The following is an 18474-nucleotide window of genomic DNA, read 5'->3' as shown; positions in this document are numbered from 1 at the left end:
TCAATCGACGAGTCCGAATACATTCACCGGCTTTTCAAGGCCCCGTAGTGCGTGCGAACCAAGATCGACAAACTCGAACGGACCTCCCGAAATTTCCACGAAGTCCGAGGAGAAAAGCACCGGTCGCTTTGTTTCCTTGGTGAGTTCCTCCAAGCGTGAAGCAACATTGACGGCCGGTCCAATCGCCGTGAAGTCGAGACGTTTGCGTGATCCTATATTGCCATACATTACATCACCGACGTGAACGCCGACGCCGTAGCGCAACGCAGGTTTGCCTTGCTCCGCAATCTGGAGATTCAAAGCGTCAATTCGTTTACGACCGTCCTCGATTGCGTTAAGCAAATCACTGCATGCGCCAGCCTTACTCAGGGGAAAAATAGCCAAGAGGCCGTCGCCCATGAACTTCAAGATCTCACCGCCACGGGCCTCCACAGGATCACACAGCGCGTCGAAGTAGCCGTTGAGGAGCTCGATGATATCGTCGCGGGGCCATAGATCCGACAGGGCTGTAAAATCGCGGAGATCGCAGATCATTATAGCCGCGCTCACCGTCTTTCCGCTGCCACGGGTTGTCGCACCAGCCAGGATTTCCGCGCTCGCATGGGGACCAACATAGGTTTCAAGGAGCGTACGCGCCATCGCGTTCTTCATTCGGATTTCAGTTGTGAGCGCGAGCGCGGGCAGCAGATCCTTCAGATACTCAATGTCGTCTTCGTCGAAGCCGCCAACCTGCTCCGTTGCGAAGGTCACGACATGGCGCCTCCCCCATGTGTGCTGAATCGGCCATGCCACGTAATCCGTGAACCCCTCTTCTCGGAGTTCGCGGAAGAGCGGGTACTTGGTGTTGTTGGGATCATCCGCTTCGAGATTTTGCCGTATCTCGGACGCGCCATTGTAAATCTCAGTGGCAGGCCTTCGCAGAAAAAGCTCTGTAGTGTCGACGTCGTAGTCAAAGGTATCGATGTGAGCTTCAGCCATGCGTGAGCGCCAGAGTATTCGAGCGCCTTGCCACTGCGGATGCTGAATTCTGAGGTGGAGCGACGATCTCGCAACAGGGACTTCGTCGGCAATTAACCGCTCGCATAGGTCCAACAATAAGTTGTCCAAGAAGCGCTGCGAACTCGTCTCATTCATCAACCAATCAAGGACCGCTCTTCGCTGAATTGGCCAAACCCCCGCGCCTGCAAGCGGCGGAATACGCGGAATTGTATGCATGAGAATCCCCCTATCGGGATCGCACTTTATGATCTTGATGTCTCGTCCGAAAGAGAATTCGAAGGACAGAGGCCCATGGCTGCAATTCTCGTTCTTCCGCTAGTCTAACTAACGTTTTGCCGAACGACAAAGTAACATTTCGCCCAACCAACAGCGCACGGATCGCGTCAGCATGGTCTTGCCAAACACCGCGTCAGTCCAACGGTCGGGTCCATGCCGTGGAAAATGTCTCCTTCGACCTTCATGCCGGTGAGACGCTGTCCCTTGTCGGGGAATCAGGTTGCGGAAAATCAACCACGGGTCGAGCGATCATGCGCCTCATCGAACCCAACCAGGGCTCGGTAGTCGTTGAAGGCAAGTGCGTATTGTCGCTCGATAGACGAAGCATGCGGGAAATGCGCAAATCCGTGCAGATGATCTTCCAGGACCCCTACGCGAGTCTCAGCCAGCGCATGACGGTAGACGCCACCATTGCCGAACCCTTTCTGGAACATTCGATGGGCACGGCGCGTCAGGCTAAGGATGTTGTGGCAGACCTGCTGACAAAGGTTGGTCTTTCACCAGAAACGGTCACGGGCTATCCGCATGAATTTTCCGGCGGCCAGCGTCAGCGTATATGCATCGTCCACGCCTTGGCGCTAGAGCCGAAGGTAATCGTTGCGGATGAGAGCGTCTCGGCGCTGGACGTCTCCATCAAGGCGCAGGTCATCAATCTGATGCTGCTTTCGCACGACATGGCTGTAGTCGAGCGGGTCAGTGATCGGGTGGCGGTGATGTATCTCGGCGAAATCGTAGAGATCGGCCCGAGATCGGCTATCTTCGAGAATCCCCAACACCCATACACCAAGCGCCTAATTGCGGCCGTGCCGGTTCCCGATCCTGATCGCCGCGCAGAAAAACGAAAGACTGTAGATGAGGAGATAAATAGCCCCATTCGTCCCTTAGACTATCAGCCTCCGATCATAGGGTAGCGTTCAGTCAGCTCCGGACATCTGGTTTCCCTCGCCCGATAGGCGGCTCCTGAAATTCTCTTCACCGTGCTGCGGAACGAGCGCTCTCCCGTGAGGACGGTGGTGGCGGAAGCGGCGATGATACTGCTCATTCCGTTCAGGTCGGGCGCGGCACTCAGTTCGATCGGCTCGTGCCTTAAGAATAGCCTGCGGGACGGTCGCAAGGTCGAAGGCCGGTGAGACGAGGTTCGCGCAGACAGCTGCTTCCGACAAGCCGCAGGCCTCGAAAGACAGACAGCGTTGCTGACCGTCGCCTGCTCTCATCCTTCCGCAATTGTCGTTAGACCGCAGTGCCGCCCGAAGATGCGTTTGCTGAAAGCTAACAACCTCGCAGCGCTTCACTTTGTGAAATGGTCTGTCACTCAAAATTACTTCTTATTCCGACCCGATTGGTTCAAGTGACTACCAGAGACTACCTGAGCCAGTGACGGCCCAATCAAAAGAACATGCAACATGAAGAACCCGATCGCTTTAGAACGAATTTCTGAAAACAACGTTTTTCGGAAAGGTGACGTCTTCGTCCTCTTCGGCGAACTGTTCGGGCGCGGCTATGCGACCGGATTGCTGGAAGAGGCCCGAAAGGCCGGCATGGACATTGTTGGAATCACGGTGGGGCGCCGCGATGAGAACAATTTACTGCGACCGTTGAACGCCGACGAGCTTTCGGCAGCCGAGGCACGGCTGGGTGGCAAGATCATCAATGTTCCGCTCATGGCCGGCTTCGATCTCGATGCGCCTGTGGGAGGCCCCACCCCGTCCGATCTCCTCACGAAAATGACGCTGGAAAGCTGGGAGGCCGACAAACTGGACTGGGCCTACATCGAGGAATGCCAGGAAGCCGGAACCAAACGGTTCACGGAAGCGATGGCGCACGTCATGGACGTTCTCGACGGGATGGTACCGTCCGGTCGGAATGTATTTTTCGCCCACACCATGGCGGGAGGCATCCCGAAGGCGAAGGTATTCCTGGTTCTCGCCAACCGCATCTACAAGGGAACGGGGGCCCGCCATATGTCGTCGCGGGCTTTACTCAACAGCGACTTGGGTAAGCTGGTCCTTCGGAATTTCGACGAGGTCTCAGCGAACACCTTCCGGCATCTGATCGAGTTCAGCTCAGCGATCCGCGAGCGCATAGAGGCGTCGGGCGGCCAGGTCCGGTATACGGCCTATGGGTACCACGGAACGGGAATCCTTGTCGACGGGGACTACCGCTGGCAGACCTACACCAACTACACACAGGGCTACGCCAAGATGCGGCTCGAGGGCATCGCCGAAGAGGCATGGGCCGTGGGCGTCAAAGCGACCGTCTACAACTGCCCTGAAATCCGCACCAATTCCTCAGACGTGTTTACGGGCATCGAGCTGCCGCTGATCCCCCTTCTGCTTGCATTGAGGAAAGAAGGCGGAAGTGAGTGGGCGGCCGAACAGTGGCGCGCTTGCGAGGAGCTTCTGGCTGACGGATTCACGGTGGACGATGTCATCCGCAAGATTGCCGACCTGCAGGCAAGCGAAGTGATGATCCCGTTTTATGATTTCTTGGCATGGCCGATGCCAAACAGCCAAGCCCAGTCGGACCTGACCATCGGCACTTCCCAAGAGATCACACAGATGCATCGGGACGGCAAGGCACTTATCAGCGACCATCTGAGCGCTCTCGTGGTGGAGGCGACGGGGCAGCTGATTTTTGGCGAATCGTCATCGCCTTCAGGTCCTGTTCAATGGCTCAACCATGATATCGTAGCACGCCGCCTCAACGCTTCTCACGCGGAACCAGAGACTGCCGCGCGATCGGTCACGGGGCGGGCATCAAATGATCCGTCATCCCAAAGAGAATTAGCTTGACGGTTTCCCTGGCTCATTAGGAGCCGGGCTTTCTTTACAGGCAAGGTCCGGATTGGCGGGGAAGAGCTCGCCGAACACCGCTGCTCCATTTTTGGAGCAGTCGAGGTCAGCCGCTCATTGTCCCCGAGCGGGAAAACTTGTTGCTGCGGTCGACGAGAAAGACGACGACGTCCGACTGCTTGACGGCCGTGACGCCGGTGACGGTCTGACCCTCCCCGACCATCAGGGCGTCGTACTTCCCAAGCGTCTGCCCGCCCACTGCGACCTCTCCGGCAAACACGTAGAACCAGCGGTCGAAGCCCTCTTTGAGCGGGAGGTCGATGCTCGAACCCGTCGAAAGGTGCGCGTCGTAGAGGTAAATCGCCTGGCGGACGGATGTAGGCGCCCCAGATCCAACGGGCCCGGTGAGCAGGCGCCACCGGCCGTCTCGTTCCTTGGCGTCCAGTTCGACGAACTGGACGTCGGGATCAAGCTCGGCGACATCAGGTCGAACGAAGATCTGCAGCATTTCGATCTGCTCGTCTGCGACCGTCTCCTCCTCGTGCGAGAAGCCATGCCCCGCGTTCATCACCATCAGCCGGTCGGAGGAGATGACCTCGCTCCGTCCTGCGGAGTCGGTATGCTTCATGTTGCCTGCCCGCATGTAGCTGATGATCTCGTCGTTGCGATGCTCGTGCATCCGGACGACGACGCCGGGCTGTAGCGTCGCGTGGTCGATGGTTCCAAGTCCGCCAAAGCCGGGATCGTCGGGCTGGCCCAGCGCCACGCCTGGACGGATGCGGCGCACCTGGAACGGGCCACGCGTTCTGAGCAGGTGGGTGCTGGTCGGCACCGCGACGTTTTCTTCGATGCGTCTGACTTCAGCGGACATTTGTCTATTCCTTTCTTGCGCGTTTCCTCAGGCCGAGATCGGCGGCAGCACGTCGGTGAACAGCAACTGGATGAGCTTCTGGCCGTTCTCCGTGCCCCAGTTCTGGGCGAGTTCGGCGATCATGGTGTTGGTCGCGGTAAGAACGACGCCCGCGTCCTGCATCCGGCGGCGGGACATGTCTTCGGACAGTTCGTACGGAGAACCGGAGGCATCCATCACGGCCTGGACGTTGTAGCCTTCGCCGACGGCGTCGATCGCAGGAAACACAAGGCATACGTCGGTGGTGACGCCGGCCATGATCAGGTTCTTGCGGCCCGTCGCTTCAACGGCCTTCTTGAAATTGGCGTCGGTCCAGGCGTTGACGATGCCTTCGCGCTTGACGCGCTTTTCGAATGCGTCAGGCAGGATTTCCTGCAGCTCGGGCAGAAGCGGACCCTGTAGGCGTTCCTCCTGGCTGGAGGTGAGCACGGTCGGAATGCCGAGGATGCTGGCCGCTTTGGCAAGCGCCAGCGACATGCGCTTGGCCTGCTCGACGTCGATGTTCTTGATCAACTGCATGGTGCCGACCTGATGGTCGATCAGGAGCAGTGCGGAGTTCTCGGGTGTGAACAGCTTGGACATGATGTGATCTCCTTCAGTAAAAGAGCGTCATCGCTCGACGGTGAAGATAATCTTGGAACGATAGGCTGGGGAGACTTGAAAAATGCCGAGGCTATGTTCCATTTATGAAACATGAAGACATTCGGAGACTTCGACGGCCTCGCGCTGTTCATTCGAATAGCGGAAGCCGGAGGCCTGGCTGCCGCCGAACGCTCGACCGGCATTTCCAAGGCCACGCTCTCGCGCCGGCTGACGGCATTGGAGGATGCTTTGAACGTCCGCCTCATGCGGCGGACGAAGAAGGGGATCGTTCTGACCGATCACGGCCAGCAGCTCTTTGACGGAAGCCGGGAGGCGTTCCTGATAGCCGAGGAAGCGGTCTCGAACGTCCAGGACGAAAAGGTCGCCTTGTCGGGAACGGTCAGGCTTTCGCTGCCGCTCGATATGGCGACCGAAGTGCTCGCTCCGATCCTGATCCGCTTCAAGGAGCGCTATCCGGACGTCGTCATCGAGATGACGCTGGCGGATCGACGGGTATCGCTGATCGAGGAGGGTTACGATCTCGTTGTCCGGATGGGATCTGTGGCCGACTCCGGGCTAATGTTCAAAAAGATTGCTTCGCTTCCGCGAACGCTCGTCGCCAGTCCGGCGTTCCTGGCGAAGTATCCGGAATTGAGGGCGCCAGGGGATCTCAATGCGGTAGCGGCGTTGGYGATCCGCCGCGATCTGGTGGAATGGGATCTCAAAAGCGATGACGGGCAGTCGGTGAACGTGCATCCGAAGATCGGGTTCGCCGCCAATCGTCAGACCATATTGATCGACGCCGCGATTTCGGGACTGGGCGTCGCCAATCTTCCGGATTTCATGATCGCTGGCGCGCTTTCCTCCGGCGAGCTTGTCCGTGTCCTGCCGAACTGGCGGCCCTCGCCTGTCGAGATGACGGCGCTTTGGCAGAAGGACAGGATCACGGGTCGGTTGATCAAGGCGATCGTCGCAGAATTCACGGAGGCTTTCGCGGTCGCCAGAGGCGGGAGGTAGCCGGCCGCTATCTCACGGCTGGTCTGCGCCACCGTCACCTCGTAGTCTTCCAGGTACGAGGCTGCGGGATTGATCTCGAACAGAGCGCCGTCTTTCGTTGGATCTGGTTGGCGATCGCCGGCGTGTTTCCCGTCCGCGAGAAGTAGGCAACCAAGGTCTTGGGAGGGCCAGTTGCTTGTGCCATCGCACTTTCGGGAACGGACGAGACGGCCGCTGCTGCGAGCCGAAGTGGCGTCGAAGCATTCGGATCTTTATGGACAACATTCAGGATCAGTCGATTGCCTGCCCTACGGCGTATTCTTCGTCGGAGACCTTCTCCATCCAGGTCACGCTATTCCCCTCGAGGGCTTCGGCTACCGCGAAATGGGTCATCGCCTCCTTCGCGGAAGCACCGTGCCAGTGACGCACCAAAGCTGGAATCCATACCACGTCTCCGGGACCAACCTGCTCGGCCGGGTGGCCCTCCTTTTGAACAAGGCCACGCCCGGATATGATGAAGAGGGTCTGGCCAAGTGGATGGGTATGCCACGCGGTTCTCGCTCCGGCCGGAAACGACACAGTCGCCCCACCGATCCGCGCGGGCGCGTCGCCGCGATAAAAGCCCGATGTTTCCACCTTGCCGGTGAAATACTGCTCCGGCGCTGCAGCCCTGCCTTCGCCTGCCCGCGTGACTTTCACGTTCGAATGAGCGGCAAGTGTCTGGGATGAGGCCTCCCGACCTTCGAAAACCTTCTTGAGAACTGGAACGGCAGACATCGCCCGCGACCATCCTGCGTAGAATGCGACATGTGTCATAACTTCCGAAGTCTCTACCCGCGTCAGGCCGTTGTCCATCGCGCGGTTCGCGTGGAACGGGAGCTGCTCCGGCTGGCCGATTGCAATGAGCGCCACCATCGTCACAAGGCTGCGGTCGCGGGCCGTCAGATCGGGGCGCTGCCAGAGATCGCCGAAGAGAACCCGATTGGTGAGTTCGGCAAGAGCCGATGCCGTGGGCGCAACGTTAATGTCGACCGTGGCTGCGCGTGCCGCTTCGGCGGCGGCTTCGAGCTCGATCCGCGCCGCATCGCTGCTGGCGACGGCGCCAATCCCTCGTTCCTCGAACACTTTCTTCGTCTCGGTAACAGCCGACATCGCGTTCGGCCAACCCGAATAGAAAGCAAGGTGCGTGATCAGCTCGCCGATCTCCTCCGGCTTCACGCCGTTGTCGAGCGCCCGCCGGACGTGGCTGCCGGTCTGGGCGGCCCTGCCGGTCGACACGAGCGTGGCGACTGTGACGAGGCTTCGGTCCCGAGGAGAAAGCTCTGCGCGTTCCCATACCTCGCCGAAGAGGATGTCGTCCGTGAAATGGCCGAGACCTGGCGCGGTTTCATACACCGCTTGCGGCGCGACGCGGTGGCGCTTTTCCGCAGCTTCCGCGCCCGTGGCTGCCAATGTGGTCATTGCGATGGTGGCTGCAATGTTCTTCATGAACCCGTCTCCGTCCGATTTGGTTTGGTGAAGCATCCCGTTATCGGGACGCCAGGTCACCGCAGAAAAACGATGCAGTCACGCCGCCATCGATGAGGAAATCGCTCCCGGTGATGAGCCAATCCTGCTTCGCTCAGCACCTTCGCGGCGGCGTTCGCGGTGTCTTTTCGAAGATCGGCGAGCAGCACATGCTTGCCTGAACTGATCCGGCGGGCGATCGCCTGGCCGATGGGGCCTGCGCCGATCACAACGATTACGTTTGTCATTTGGTGTCCTTTCTAGGAGTCAAGCCGCCACTCGACGCGCGCGCCGTGCACCAGTCCATTTCAGTGGCCTGTCATCTTCAGAACCGCTTCCGGCAGGCGATCGCCCTGCACTTCGATCTTGGACGCTTCGCGGTCGATCTCGGTCAGGTCTTCGGCCGTCAGTTCGAGTTCCGCACCCCCGATGTTCTCTTCAAGGCGGTGTAGTTTGGTGGTGCCGGGAATAGGAACGATCCACGGCTTCTGAGCCAGCAGCCATGAGAGAGCGACCTGTGCAGGGGTCGCTTGCTTCCGGTCGGCTACGCCTTTGATCACCGAGACAAGTTCGAGGTTGGCCTTGCGGGCTTCGGGTGAAAAGCGCGGCACCATGTTGCGGAAATCGCCTTCGTCGAACTTAGTGTTCTCGTCGATCTTGCCTGTCAGGAACCCCGCCCCGAGCGGGCTGAAGGGGACGAAGCCGACGCCCAGCTCTTCGAGCACCGGCAGCAGTTCCTTCTCCGGCCCGCGCCAGAACAACGAGTACTCGCTCTGGACTGCGGCAATCGATTGGACGGAATGCGCGCGCCTGATGGTCTGTACGCCAGCTTCCGACAGCCCGAAATGCATGACCTTACCTTCGGCGATGAGATCCTTGACTGCGCCTGCCACGTCCTCGATCGGAACGTTCTGATCGACGCGGTGCTGGTAGTAAAGGTCGATACGGTCAGTCTTCAGGCGCTTGAGCGCGGCGTCCGCGACGGCCTTGATGTGCTCCGGCCGGCTGTTGGTGCCGCCGGGTCGCGCTCCGGTCTCCAGGTCGATGTCGAAGCCGAACTTCGTGGCGATCGTGACCTGGTCGCGGATCGGCCGAAGGCCTTCGCCAAGTAGGGATTCGTTGGCGAACGGACCATAGGCCTCGGCGGTGTCGAAGTGGGTGACCCCGCGATCGTGGGCGTCGCGCAAGAGCTTGATCATTTCCTCCCTGTCGCCGCCCATGCCGTACACGCCGGTCATGCCCATGCATCCGAGGCCCAGAGCCGACACTTCGAGACCGGACTTGCCTAGCTTACGTTTCTGCATTTTCGTCTCCTTGGTATCTGCGCGCCATCATTCGCCGGACTGGACGTCCGAGCTGACGCTGAGTTCTTTCCATGCGTCGATCTCTTGCGGCTGGCCGTCCACTTCGTTGCCGACGATCTTGACGGCGTCGCTCTGGAGGAGGCGCCGGGCTGAAAGTTCCGATTTCGCAACGAGATCGAGAAGCACTTTCGCCGCCCATGTCCGGTCGCCCGGCTGGGTGCCGTGGGTCTTGTCACCTCCTTGCGGTGCGGTCCGGCAGCGGCGGCGCAATCATCGATCTTCGTTTTCGCTTGCTGCAGCGATCGGCCCGCGAAGTCGATCCTGAACGCTTCCGCTAGACGATCGTGATGCGGATGCCGGACGGTGCCAAAGAAGTTCGTTAGCGAAGAGATCCGCGACGTCCTGATCGTCGCCCTCCTCCACCGCCGCGCGGTAGCCGTAGCCCGCATTGTTCACGAGCACGTCGATTGAGTCTAACCGCTTTTCCGCTTCGCCGACGACTTCGTCCACCTGCGCCTTGTCCTTGACGTTAAGGGCGACTGCGAGGACAGTATTTGGCAATTGTGCGGTGATCAGCGGCAAGAACCGCTTCAGCGAGGCTCCATCCCAATCCCGTGGAGCAGCCCGTGATAATCCAGGTCGCCATTGTGTCTCCATTCGTATCGTCTCAATTTCTTGTGTGGCCTCCTCCCGCCCGATCACGTCCGCGGAGGCGCTTCGACGCCGGAATAGACCAGCACCTGGTCAGGGAGACGGGCGCCCTTTATCTGAATGGCGACGACCGCCTTGTTCAGTTCCGCGATTTCGTCCGACGAGAACCTGACGGATGCCGCACCGATGTTTTCCTGCATGTGCGCCACCTGCGTGCTGCCGGGGATAGGCACGATCCATGGCTTCTGAGCCATCAGCCATGCCAGCGCGATCTGGGCGGGCGTCGCTCCCTTGCGTTCGGCCCACGTCTTCACCAACGCGACCAAGGCAAGATTGTTTGGCAGGTTCTCTGGCGAGAACCGGGTCTCGACGCCGCGTATGTCGCCCTCGGCAAATCTTGTGCGTTCATCGATGGCACCCGTCAGGAAACCGACGCCTAGTGGGCTCCACGGCACGAAACCGATGCCAAGTTCCTCACAGAGCGGTAGGACAGCATCCTCCGGCCCCCGCAAGAGCATCGAGTACTCGCTCTGGATCGCCGTGAGTGGGAACTCGGCATGCGCGCGGCGCACGGTCTGGAGGCCCATCTCGGACAAACCCCAGTGCAGGACCTTTCCCTGAGCTTTAAGGTCCTTGAGAGCGCCTGCGACGTCCTCGATCGGAACAGCCGGATCGACGCGGTGCTGGTAGAGAAGATCGATGCGGTCGGTGCGAAGACGCTTGAGCATCCCATCGACAGCTAGCCTGATGTGCTGGGGACGGCTGTTAAGGCCTGGCATCCGCTTGCCGGTCTCGAGATCGATGTTCCAGCCGAACTTCGACGTGATGACCACCTCGTCACGGAAGGGTTCAATACCCTCGCCAAGGATTCGCTCGACCTCGTGCGGTCCGTAGGCTTCCGCGGCGTCGTAAAAGGTGACGCCGCGCTCGTGTGCCGTCCGTATGATAGCGTGCATCTCGGGACGGCTGGGGATGGTGGTTTGATATGTGCGGCTCATATTCTGGACGCCGATGCCGAGGCTGGAAACCTCGAGCGATCCGAGCTTACGCCGGCCGAGCGGGTTCTCGGCAGGTGTAGACGCGGCGGCGGGGGAATAACCAAGCTCCACGAGAGGGACAGCAGCGAGAGACCCTGCCGCTCCGAGGAAGCTACGGCGGCCCATGGTGAGTTTCTTCCGGTCTGCCATTGGAAATCCTTTCGAGACGCGTTGGGTTCACGGTCTCAAATATAGCCCTCGCTGACCCCGGCGATTAGGTGCTATAATCCGCATCTCCCTATTAGCAGGACTTATGAATGCCGAACGAAAACTACAACGATCTTGCCGCTTTCGTCGCAGTCGCTCGGGAGGAAAGCTTTACCAAGGCCGCTGTGAGGCTGGGCGTCTCCCAGTCGGCGCTGAGCCAGACCATCCGAGGACTGGAAGCTCGTCTGGGAATGAGACTGCTCACCCGGACGACCCGTCGAGTCTCCCCCACGCCGGCAGGTGAGCGTTTGCTCCAGACCGCCGGGCCGCGGTTCGAGGAAATCCAGGCCGAACTCGCAGCACTAGGCGAGCTGCGGGATCGCCCGACGGGCACGGTCCGCATCACGGCGGGCGAACATGCGGCGGTCGCCGTTCTGGCACCCGCCCTTGAAAAGATCCTGCCCGACAATCCCGACGTTAAGGTCGAGATCATCGTCGACTACGGCCTGACCGATATTGTCGCCGAACGCTTCGACGCCGGCGTCCGCCTCGGCGAGCAGGTGGCGAAGGACATGATCGCAGTTCCTATCGGCCCCGACGTGCGTATGGCAGTGGTGGGTTCGCCTGCTTACTTCCGCCAAAACCTTTGGCCGGAAACGCCCCAGGACCTGACCGCCCACAACTGCATCAACATGCGCCTACCAACCCACGACAACATCTTCGCGTGGGAGTTCGAGAAGGGCGATCGCGAACTGCGCGTCCGCGTCGAGGGGCAGCTCGTGTTCAACAATCTGGCTATGAGACGCCAGGCTGCACTGCGCGGCCTAGGGCTGGCCTACATGCCGGAGGATCAGGTGCAGGAAGATCTGGCGACGGGCGAACTCATTCGAGTGCTGGAGGACTGGTGTCCGCCGTTCGTCGGTTATCATCTTTACTATGCGAACCGTCGGTATCCCTCGCCCGCCTTCGCGCTCGTTGTCGAGGCGCTCCGCCTCCGGAGGTAACGAGTTAATCAACGCTCCGTGATTGATTAGTCCGACTTATGACAACATGCGGATATTACCGTCTAATCCTCCAGTAACCGCTGCCCTATTCTCCAAATCGCAGACAAGCCGCCGCTCGCCTCAAGCGCTCGGAGCTCGACTGGGACGAAAGGAGAAATGTCTTGAAGAACATCCTTGCAAACATGTTTCTGACGGCCGGCATCGTGTTGGCGGCGCTGCCGGGAGCCGTGTGTGCCCAGTCCTCGACGAAATGGGCGGCTAGCACTCACGCCGGCTGGCCTCATGCTGTCGCAGCGGTCGGAATCGAGAAAGAGATTTCGGAAGGGCGTCCGGAATGAGGAAGGTCGCAGGCGTCATCGCAGGCGCGTTAGTCTGCGGGTGCACAGTTGCGCTGGTCGGATGGCAGGTGCACGCGGAACAGAACCGCACGACCTTTCCGGAGATCGACAAGCTGATCCATTACACGACCGTCACGCGCGGTGAAGTCACCGAGCACATGATGACTTCGCGCGAAGCCATCGAGGCGGTCAAGAATGACCAGCCCGTGCCTCCAAACACTCATGTCGTTCTTGTCGACTACCGCGACGGTCAGGTCTTTCGCTACTTCGTGATGGAGAAGCGCGATGGCTGGGGTGCAGACTACGACGACAACCGCAGGACCGGAGACTGGCAGTTCCAGTGGTTCAAGCCCGACAAGACGATCAACATGGCCGAAAACACTGCACGCTGCCAGTCATGTCACACCTCTAGGTCGGACCGGGACTTTCTCTATACCCATAGCGACATGCGGCGCTTCGAATTCGAATGATGCCGTTTCCCCTTCGTCTGTTTTTGCACGTCGTTGCCGTGGGACTTCTCGTCGCATGTCTCGCCTACTGGTGGCTCGACCACCTCGCTCACGAGGTATTCGGCACCCTGCTGTTTGCACTGGTGATCCTGCATATCGCCATCAACCGTCGCTGGTACGGCGCCATCGTGCGTGGCCGCTACGGCGTCGCGCGAAGCCTCAACACCGCAACGATCGTCGGCCTGGCGATCTCAATGATCTTGATGCTCGTGACCAGTGTTCTGATATCCCGCAACATTTTCGCCTTCGCGTCCATTGACGGCGCATTCGGCGTGCGGGAGGTCCACATGTTCGGCGCGTACTGGGTCGTGCTGATCGTGGCAATTCACCTGGGTCTACGTTGGGCGGTCGTGATGATGATCTTCCGCAGAATGTTCGGCATCTCTAAACCTAATGCACTGCGTTCGTTGTTTCTTAGAACAGCAGTGATCTTCTTGGCGGTACTGGGCGTCAGAAGCAGCTTCGAGACGACATTTGGCGCGAAGCTTCTGCTGACGTACACGCTCGACATGTGGGACTTCAACGAGTCGCCCGCCCGGTTTTTTGTAAACTACGGTACTATTGTAACGCTGATTGCAGCACTGAGCCACTACGGCTCACTGTGGACGCGGCGACTGGAGCGTCGCCCGGGGCATGCCATAGAGGTCGACGGTGGCGCGGGACAGGCCTGAAACGTCTGAACGATCTCCTTCCGCAAACGTTGTCTCAACCACTCGCCCACCGCCACCTAGCAGAAGACCAAATCTCGCAGCATACTGATCCACGCCCCCAATGACCGTGGCGTCAAGTTCTTCGACACGGCCGAGATCTATGGGCCGTTCGAGAACGAGAAAGTGTTGGGGAAGGCCATCGCGCCGATCCGCGACAAGATCGTCGTCGCCACCAAGTTCGGCTTTGCATACGATGGGGCCACACCCCGGATTGACTCCAACCCGGCCCGGGATCCAGAGGCCTGCGATGGCGGGTGTGATGGCTCAAGATATTTTGGCTGCCTTCGGAGCAGCGGGCGGGGACAGCGCTCGGTTTGTTGATGACTGCGCTTGGGGATATCCTGTATGGGGCGTAGTCGCTGCATTCCTGTTATCAGCGTGGTGCACATGGCTGCTCGTGAGAGGAAGTTCCGGTGAAGGGGTAGCCAGACCACCCCTCTGCTGACATCCTATTTCGGAAACAAGAATGTCACGACTGCGCGGACACCCCAGCCATCAGGTCCGTTTTCCGGCGACTCCGCCCAGTAACGCGCGCCCACGCCAAAGCTCACAGGCTGTTCCCCAAACTTGACTATCTTTGAGACCTCAAAGTTAATCGGGACCGACCACTCATCATTTTCCCAGTCGTATGTACTCTCCGTGTTCAACGAGAATGTCCAGGCCTCGTGCGTCGTATAAGAGATGAAGGGCTGAAGGAATGTCGAACTGACGTCCGCCCGGTTGCTCTGCCCGGCGAACGACCATACGTGGTTGGCTAGTATTCCAAAGGTCCATGGCCCGTCCTGCTTCAGAGCAACGCCGGTTGGACCAGCGCCCCACTTTCCGCTTCCGAGCAACTCGTCGGTTGCAGTTGGAAGAAGGAACACCGGGCCAACGCCCCAGATGATTCCATCCGTTGGCTTTGCTGGTGAAAGAAAGAAACTCTGCAGCGTGTCACCGAGGCCGAACTGCTCCCCTGACGCTCCAGCGATATCGTCTTGCCATGTCACAGGCAGGATTGTTCGGGAAATAAGGTTCCAGTCTTCGTTTAGCGCAAACGGAATTACAGGTTGGATATTCAGAGTAGCATGATCGCCATCCTGCGGTCCGTAGCCTTGGTCGTAGTTGAATTGGAATGGAACGCTGATCAGCGATGCAATTGGGTTTGAGAGCTTCTTCGCCAATTCCTCGTTGGATTGGGCATGAGCCGTTGCCGCTACCGATGTCAAAAGTACGGCGTAGCTTAAGGATTTGAGCGAACCTGATGCCAAAGTCATGCTCCTACCTGCACGTCGTAAAAAAACCGGCGGAGCCATGCAGGACCCCCCGGTCAAACGCTGCAGAGACGATGAGAGAGTCCGCCCGTCTGCGCAAGTGCATAGCGGCAACATACGACGCAAAATAAGTCGGCTCGGCTAACTACCCTCCTCTTGGGCCGATTGCAGCGATGAGTATTCAGCTTGGAAAGCTCGATATTTTGCAATAAAATACAATTGCTTACCTGTACAACAGTCATTTTCTATCGGAAATTGTCGAATTGGATCAGTGGGAATGTAAAACACTGGATCGTTTCAACGCACTCCCAAGCTCCCGTTGGGTCGCACCAGGCCGTGCTGTCTGCAGACGGGCAGTTCCAAGCCTCATAGGCGGCCTAGCATCAACAGCGGAAGTCCATCTGATCCGGCCGAACGTACACTGATGCCCATTGCGCCGCCGCTCGCTAACGATCGCCACATCATCGAATTGGGCGGAACTTTGCCGTACCTCTCCACAGGACGCGGCCAGCACGCCATTTCCAAAATGGCTTATCCCGTTCGCACAGCTGGACGCCTCTAGTAGTATGTCGCGGGGAGCGGAATTCGATTCCGAAATAGGAGCGGTTCTCAGGCAGGAGAGGACGCAGAATCAACGAGGTTTGGATCAGGCCAGATTCGCCAAGGTATGTCGCGTCAGGCGGTATCGGTGCTGACTGTCCTCAGATGTTTCGGAGCGACGTAGCAGCCAACGCCCTTGCGCGCTCCTGTCGAAGCAATAAGCAGAGTGAATCACACTCGACCTAAGCCAATTAGCTGCCGCCCAAATCAATAATATCCGCCCATAGCGGCCGCTTGTCCTGAGGTTCCTCTAATACTCTGCCCACAACTATGGACTATTTTCGCAATCGCGCATATACGAGGCAAAGTAGAAGTCGTCCGGTGCTGCATGTTTGATATGCGAAGCTGACGCTTGACTTCGTTCGGGGGCATTTCCGGGTGGGGTAACCATTTTGCGCATATCCGTCCTTTGGGCTCCGGCCTAAGGCGCATTGCAGCCCGTTCCGGATGGCATCCGGGAGGGAAGAACATGCCTGATCTTCAACGCAGAGAATTTATCGTTCAAGGAAGTGCGGCTCTCGCCGCAATCGCTGGTCTGTACGCTTCGGAGGTCAACGCTTTTCCGACGCAGACGGGCGAGAAGGTTATTCCATGGCTCGATCAGCCGACGGAAAATCCTAATCCGGCCGGTATCCAGACGCAGCTCGTCTGGGAAGATTTGGATACGTTCATAACTCCAAATGACAAGTTCTTCAGCATCTCGCATTTCAATCGACCGACGATTGACGAGAAATCGTGGTCCCTCGATATCGGCGGTCTGGTCAAGAAGCCGATTAAATTGACGCTCGCTGACATCAAGGCGCGACCGCGACAGGAGGTCGTTTTTACAGTGGAATGCTCGGGCAACCACGGCTTCCCATTTTTCACGGGCGGCATCGGCAATGCCCGCTGGGCAGGCACGCCGCTTGCGCCGATTCTGCAGGAAGCCGGCGTCCTTGATAAAGGTATAGAGGTAGTCTTCTTCGGTAGCGACATCGGCGATGTCACGATACGAGACATCAAGATGCCACAGCACTTCGCTCGTAGCATGTCGCTCGCCGACGCGATGAACCCCGACAATCTTCTCTGTTATGAAATGAACGGCGCGAGCCTGCCGACGCCCAACGGCTTCCCGTTGCGGCTGATTGCTCCGGGCTGGTACGGAATCGCCAACGTCAAGTGGCTCAAGGGAATCGAAGTTCGCGATACCCGCTTCATGAGCCTGTTGATGGCGAGAGACTACGTCACCATCCGGGAGGAAGAGCACAACGGGGAGACCGTCTGGGCCGAGACTTCCGTCGGCCGAGCGCTGATAAAGTCCGCACCCGCCAAAGTCACCCGGACAGACTCAGGTTACCGCATTGTCGGCGCGGCATGGGGGGCACCGATCGACCGGGTCGAAGTGCAAATCGATCAAACGCCATGGAAACAAGCGATCATTGATCACAGTGAAGAAGCCGAACACGCTTGGATAATTTGGTCCTTAGATTGGGCAAATCCCTCTCCTGGAGAACACACTGTGACCGCACGCGCGATCAGTACCACTGGGCAGATTCAGCCGGCAATGGACGATCCTTTGATCGCCAAAAAACACACATACTGGGAAAGCAATGGCCAGGTGACACGCCGCATCCGTATCTCGTGAGAACGTTGCTGCCTCGATCACCCTGGCAGAACGGACTGCGCATTGGACTGGCCACATCAAATTGCTGCGGCTCACAAGCGATCAATATGCTTCGTGAGCCGTAGTTGATATCACAGGAGGCGTACCGACATGCCACCGTCGACAACCATGGGACTACCGGTCATGAATTGCGATCGGTCTGACAAAAGGAATAGCGCGGCCTGAGCAATTTCATCTGCCGATGCCATCCGCTTCATTGGGTGCAATCCGGCAATGAATTCAAGAGCTTCCGGATTTCCCTCACCTCCTGCAGGCGTGATTGTGCCTCCGGGGAGAAGAGAATTGATACGAATCTGATCTGCAGCATGATCTGACGCTAGGGATTGGACTAACCCGTTCAGCCCTGCCTTGGATGCTGAATAAGCCCCCATGCCCGGCATCCCGCCGTTGCTGTAGCCAACAAATGAGGACGTAAAAACGATCGAGCCAAAGCCTTGCTTCTGCATAACAGCAATCTGAGCTTTTGCTGCCCAGAATGCGCTCGTCAGATTAGTCGCTATCACCTTGTCCCAATTATCGATGGACATTTCCAGGACATTGATCATGTCCCCCACAACCCCCGCGTTGTTGAACGCCCCATCTAGCTTGCCGAATGTTTTGATGGCAAGATCGGTCAATGATTGTGCAAACTCTCGGTCTGTTACATCGCCGGCAAGATAGACGGCTCTTTGGTTTCTTGCGGAGATTTCGTCGGCCAGCATGTGCAGGTCGTTCATGCGGCGTGCACCCAATACGACATTGGCTCCTTCCGACGCAAAAAGCTTCGCCGCCGCCGCTCCAATTCCGCTGCTCGCGCCAGTGACGATAATTGTTTTGCCTAAGAGTTCCATGGCTTTCTCCTGTCTTGTTATAGGACTGAGATATTCAAAGGATTAGAGCGAAACCACCCGATTCCTGCAGAGCAGCGGACACTCGAGCCAACAGCAGTCATTGAAAGCATTTGCATCACAAGGTCGGATGATTCCGCGGTACAAGTTCATCGATCCGGCTCTGCTTATGGCCGTTGACGATGGCGGTGAGCGTGCTCAAATAGGCTTGCAGATTGACTTCATAAGGGTGGAGTTTCACCAAGGCGGGACTACATCAGGCAACGAGCTCCTATCGGCGGCAAAAATCGGACCTCAGTCTCAATAGGGCTAGCCGGCAAAGCCAGGCAATGGCCAAGCCGGGTGGCTACGTCCTTCGTGCTATTTTCGC

19 protein-coding genes and 1 pseudogene are annotated in these 18474 nt (G+C 58.6%); 9 read left to right on the top strand and 11 right to left on the bottom strand.

The window, feature by feature from the left end; genetic code table 11:
- Positions 1–1215 (bottom strand): adenylate/guanylate cyclase domain-containing protein, encoded by a 1215-nt coding sequence (locus tag AC1DMK_RS12250; RefSeq protein ID WP_477859258.1) that lies wholly within the window; start codon positions 1213–1215, stop codon positions 1–3.
- 206 nt (positions 1216–1421) lie between these two features.
- On the opposite strand from AC1DMK_RS12250, the pseudogene AC1DMK_RS12245 reads away from it, so the two are divergent.
- Together AC1DMK_RS12245 and AC1DMK_RS12240 are read left to right on the top strand one after the other, a co-directional pair.
- Positions 1422–2186: pseudogene (locus AC1DMK_RS12245) on the top strand (ATP-binding cassette domain-containing protein); the annotation flags it as partial.
- Positions 2187–2678: 492 nt separating this feature from the next.
- Positions 2679–4067 (top strand): enoyl ACP reductase FabMG family protein, encoded by a 1389-nt coding sequence (locus tag AC1DMK_RS12240; RefSeq protein ID WP_477859256.1) that lies wholly within the window; start codon positions 2679–2681, stop codon positions 4065–4067.
- 106 nt (positions 4068–4173) lie between these two features.
- On the opposite strand, the gene AC1DMK_RS12235 is transcribed toward AC1DMK_RS12240, so the two are convergent.
- Positions 4174–4938 carry a pirin family protein gene (locus tag AC1DMK_RS12235; RefSeq protein ID WP_477859254.1) on the bottom strand — a complete coding sequence of 255 codons (765 nt, stop codon included), beginning with the start codon at positions 4936–4938 and terminating at the stop codon, positions 4174–4176.
- A 27-nt stretch (positions 4939–4965) separates the two neighbouring features.
- Complete coding sequence (locus tag AC1DMK_RS12230; protein WP_477859252.1) at positions 4966–5559, bottom strand: isochorismatase family protein; 594 nt, start codon at positions 5557–5559, stop codon at positions 4966–4968.
- 111 nt (positions 5560–5670) lie between these two features.
- On the opposite strand from AC1DMK_RS12230, the gene AC1DMK_RS12225 reads away from it, so the two are divergent.
- Complete coding sequence (locus AC1DMK_RS12225; protein ID WP_477859250.1) at positions 5671–6576, top strand: LysR family transcriptional regulator; 906 nt, start codon at positions 5671–5673, stop codon at positions 6574–6576.
- Between the two features lie 270 nt (positions 6577–6846).
- On the opposite strand, the gene AC1DMK_RS12220 is transcribed toward AC1DMK_RS12225, so the two are convergent.
- From AC1DMK_RS12220 to AC1DMK_RS12195, 6 genes are all read right to left on the bottom strand, one after another.
- Positions 6847–8043 carry a (R)-mandelonitrile lyase gene (locus tag AC1DMK_RS12220; RefSeq protein ID WP_477859248.1) on the bottom strand — a complete coding sequence of 399 codons (1197 nt, stop codon included), beginning with the start codon at positions 8041–8043 and terminating at the stop codon, positions 6847–6849.
- Positions 8044–8099: 56 nt separating this feature from the next.
- Positions 8100–8309 carry a hypothetical protein gene (locus AC1DMK_RS12215; protein WP_477859246.1) on the bottom strand — a complete coding sequence of 70 codons (210 nt, stop codon included), beginning with the start codon at positions 8307–8309 and terminating at the stop codon, positions 8100–8102.
- 60 nt (positions 8310–8369) lie between these two features.
- Entirely contained in the window at positions 8370–9365 is a 996-nt protein-coding gene (locus AC1DMK_RS12210; protein WP_477859244.1) for an aldo/keto reductase, read from the bottom strand.
- A gap of 27 nt (positions 9366–9392) precedes the next feature.
- Positions 9393–9635, bottom strand: coding sequence for a hypothetical protein (locus tag AC1DMK_RS12205; RefSeq protein ID WP_477859243.1), 243 nt, complete (start codon positions 9633–9635; stop codon positions 9393–9395).
- A complete protein-coding gene (locus tag AC1DMK_RS12200; protein WP_477859241.1) occupies positions 9636–9947 on the bottom strand; it encodes an SDR family NAD(P)-dependent oxidoreductase in 312 nt (103 codons plus the stop codon).
- 116 nt (positions 9948–10063) lie between these two features.
- Complete coding sequence (locus tag AC1DMK_RS12195; RefSeq protein ID WP_477859240.1) at positions 10064–11203, bottom strand: aldo/keto reductase; 1140 nt, start codon at positions 11201–11203, stop codon at positions 10064–10066.
- 107 nt (positions 11204–11310) lie between these two features.
- Here AC1DMK_RS12195 and AC1DMK_RS12190 point away from each other — a divergent pair, with 107 nt between their 5' ends.
- From AC1DMK_RS12190 to AC1DMK_RS12170, 5 genes are all read left to right on the top strand, one after another.
- Positions 11311–12204 carry a LysR family transcriptional regulator gene (locus AC1DMK_RS12190; RefSeq protein WP_037068541.1) on the top strand — a complete coding sequence of 298 codons (894 nt, stop codon included), beginning with the start codon at positions 11311–11313 and terminating at the stop codon, positions 12202–12204.
- 161 nt (positions 12205–12365) lie between these two features.
- On the top strand, positions 12366–12542 hold the full coding sequence (locus tag AC1DMK_RS12185) for a hypothetical protein (protein ID WP_158447684.1): 177 nt from the start codon (positions 12366–12368) through the stop codon (positions 12540–12542).
- Positions 12539–13012, top strand: a complete 474-nt coding sequence (locus AC1DMK_RS12180) for a cytochrome P460 family protein (RefSeq protein ID WP_477859237.1) — start codon at positions 12539–12541, stop codon at positions 13010–13012. The genes AC1DMK_RS12185 and AC1DMK_RS12180 overlap by 4 nt, the downstream gene beginning before the upstream one ends.
- The gene (locus tag AC1DMK_RS12175; protein ID WP_051974279.1) at positions 13009–13722 is read left to right on the top strand and encodes a DUF4405 domain-containing protein; all 714 of its coding nucleotides are present in this window, start codon (positions 13009–13011) and stop codon (positions 13720–13722) included. Before AC1DMK_RS12180 ends, AC1DMK_RS12175 begins: the two co-directional genes overlap by 4 nt.
- Before the next feature lie 81 nt (positions 13723–13803).
- Positions 13804–14082, top strand: a complete 279-nt coding sequence (locus tag AC1DMK_RS12170) for an aldo/keto reductase (RefSeq protein WP_080725683.1) — start codon at positions 13804–13806, stop codon at positions 14080–14082.
- 128 nt (positions 14083–14210) lie between these two features.
- Here the strand turns inward: AC1DMK_RS12170 and AC1DMK_RS12165 are convergent, their stop codons facing one another.
- Entirely contained in the window at positions 14211–15017 is an 807-nt protein-coding gene (locus AC1DMK_RS12165; RefSeq protein ID WP_477859236.1) for a transporter, read from the bottom strand.
- Between the two features lie 1066 nt (positions 15018–16083).
- Here AC1DMK_RS12165 and AC1DMK_RS12160 point away from each other — a divergent pair.
- Complete coding sequence (locus AC1DMK_RS12160; protein ID WP_037068547.1) at positions 16084–17238, top strand: sulfite oxidase; 1155 nt, start codon at positions 16084–16086, stop codon at positions 17236–17238.
- A 110-nt stretch (positions 17239–17348) separates the two neighbouring features.
- Here AC1DMK_RS12160 and AC1DMK_RS12155 read toward each other — a convergent pair whose 3' ends face one another.
- Positions 17349–18107 carry an SDR family oxidoreductase gene (locus tag AC1DMK_RS12155; RefSeq protein WP_477859233.1) on the bottom strand — a complete coding sequence of 253 codons (759 nt, stop codon included), beginning with the start codon at positions 18105–18107 and terminating at the stop codon, positions 17349–17351.
- Positions 18108–18474: the final 367 nt, after the last annotated feature.

Source organism: Rhizobium sp. 05L419 (genome assembly GCF_056397845.1).
The sequence above is the reverse complement of the archived record's forward strand: the minus strand, read 5'-3'. Positions and strand labels throughout refer to the sequence as shown.

Bases quoted from the DNA above. Each gene is read 5' to 3' on its own strand.
- AC1DMK_RS12250 (WP_477859258.1), bottom strand. From the start codon at position 1,215: ATGCATACAATTCCGCGTATTCCGCCGCTTGCAGGCGCGGGGGTTTGG.
- AC1DMK_RS12240 (WP_477859256.1), top strand. From the start codon at position 2,679: ATGAAGAACCCGATCGCTTTAGAACGAATTTCTGAAAACAACGTTTTT.
- AC1DMK_RS12235 (WP_477859254.1), bottom strand. From the start codon at position 4,938: ATGTCCGCTGAAGTCAGACGCATCGAAGAAAACGTCGCGGTGCCGACC.
- AC1DMK_RS12230 (WP_477859252.1), bottom strand. From the start codon at position 5,559: ATGTCCAAGCTGTTCACACCCGAGAACTCCGCACTGCTCCTGATCGAC.
- AC1DMK_RS12220 (WP_477859248.1), bottom strand. From the start codon at position 8,043: ATGAAGAACATTGCAGCCACCATCGCAATGACCACATTGGCAGCCACG.
- AC1DMK_RS12215 (WP_477859246.1), bottom strand. From the start codon at position 8,309: ATGACAAACGTAATCGTTGTGATCGGCGCAGGCCCCATCGGCCAGGCG.
- AC1DMK_RS12210 (WP_477859244.1), bottom strand. From the start codon at position 9,365: ATGCAGAAACGTAAGCTAGGCAAGTCCGGTCTCGAAGTGTCGGCTCTG.
- AC1DMK_RS12195 (WP_477859240.1), bottom strand. From the start codon at position 11,203: ATGGCAGACCGGAAGAAACTCACCATGGGCCGCCGTAGCTTCCTCGGA.
- AC1DMK_RS12190 (WP_037068541.1), top strand. From the start codon at position 11,311: ATGCCGAACGAAAACTACAACGATCTTGCCGCTTTCGTCGCAGTCGCT.
- AC1DMK_RS12180 (WP_477859237.1), top strand. From the start codon at position 12,539: ATGAGGAAGGTCGCAGGCGTCATCGCAGGCGCGTTAGTCTGCGGGTGC.
- AC1DMK_RS12175 (WP_051974279.1), top strand. From the start codon at position 13,009: ATGATGCCGTTTCCCCTTCGTCTGTTTTTGCACGTCGTTGCCGTGGGA.
- AC1DMK_RS12165 (WP_477859236.1), bottom strand. From the start codon at position 15,017: ATGACTTTGGCATCAGGTTCGCTCAAATCCTTAAGCTACGCCGTACTT.
- AC1DMK_RS12160 (WP_037068547.1), top strand. From the start codon at position 16,084: ATGCCTGATCTTCAACGCAGAGAATTTATCGTTCAAGGAAGTGCGGCT.
- AC1DMK_RS12155 (WP_477859233.1), bottom strand. From the start codon at position 18,107: ATGGAACTCTTAGGCAAAACAATTATCGTCACTGGCGCGAGCAGCGGA.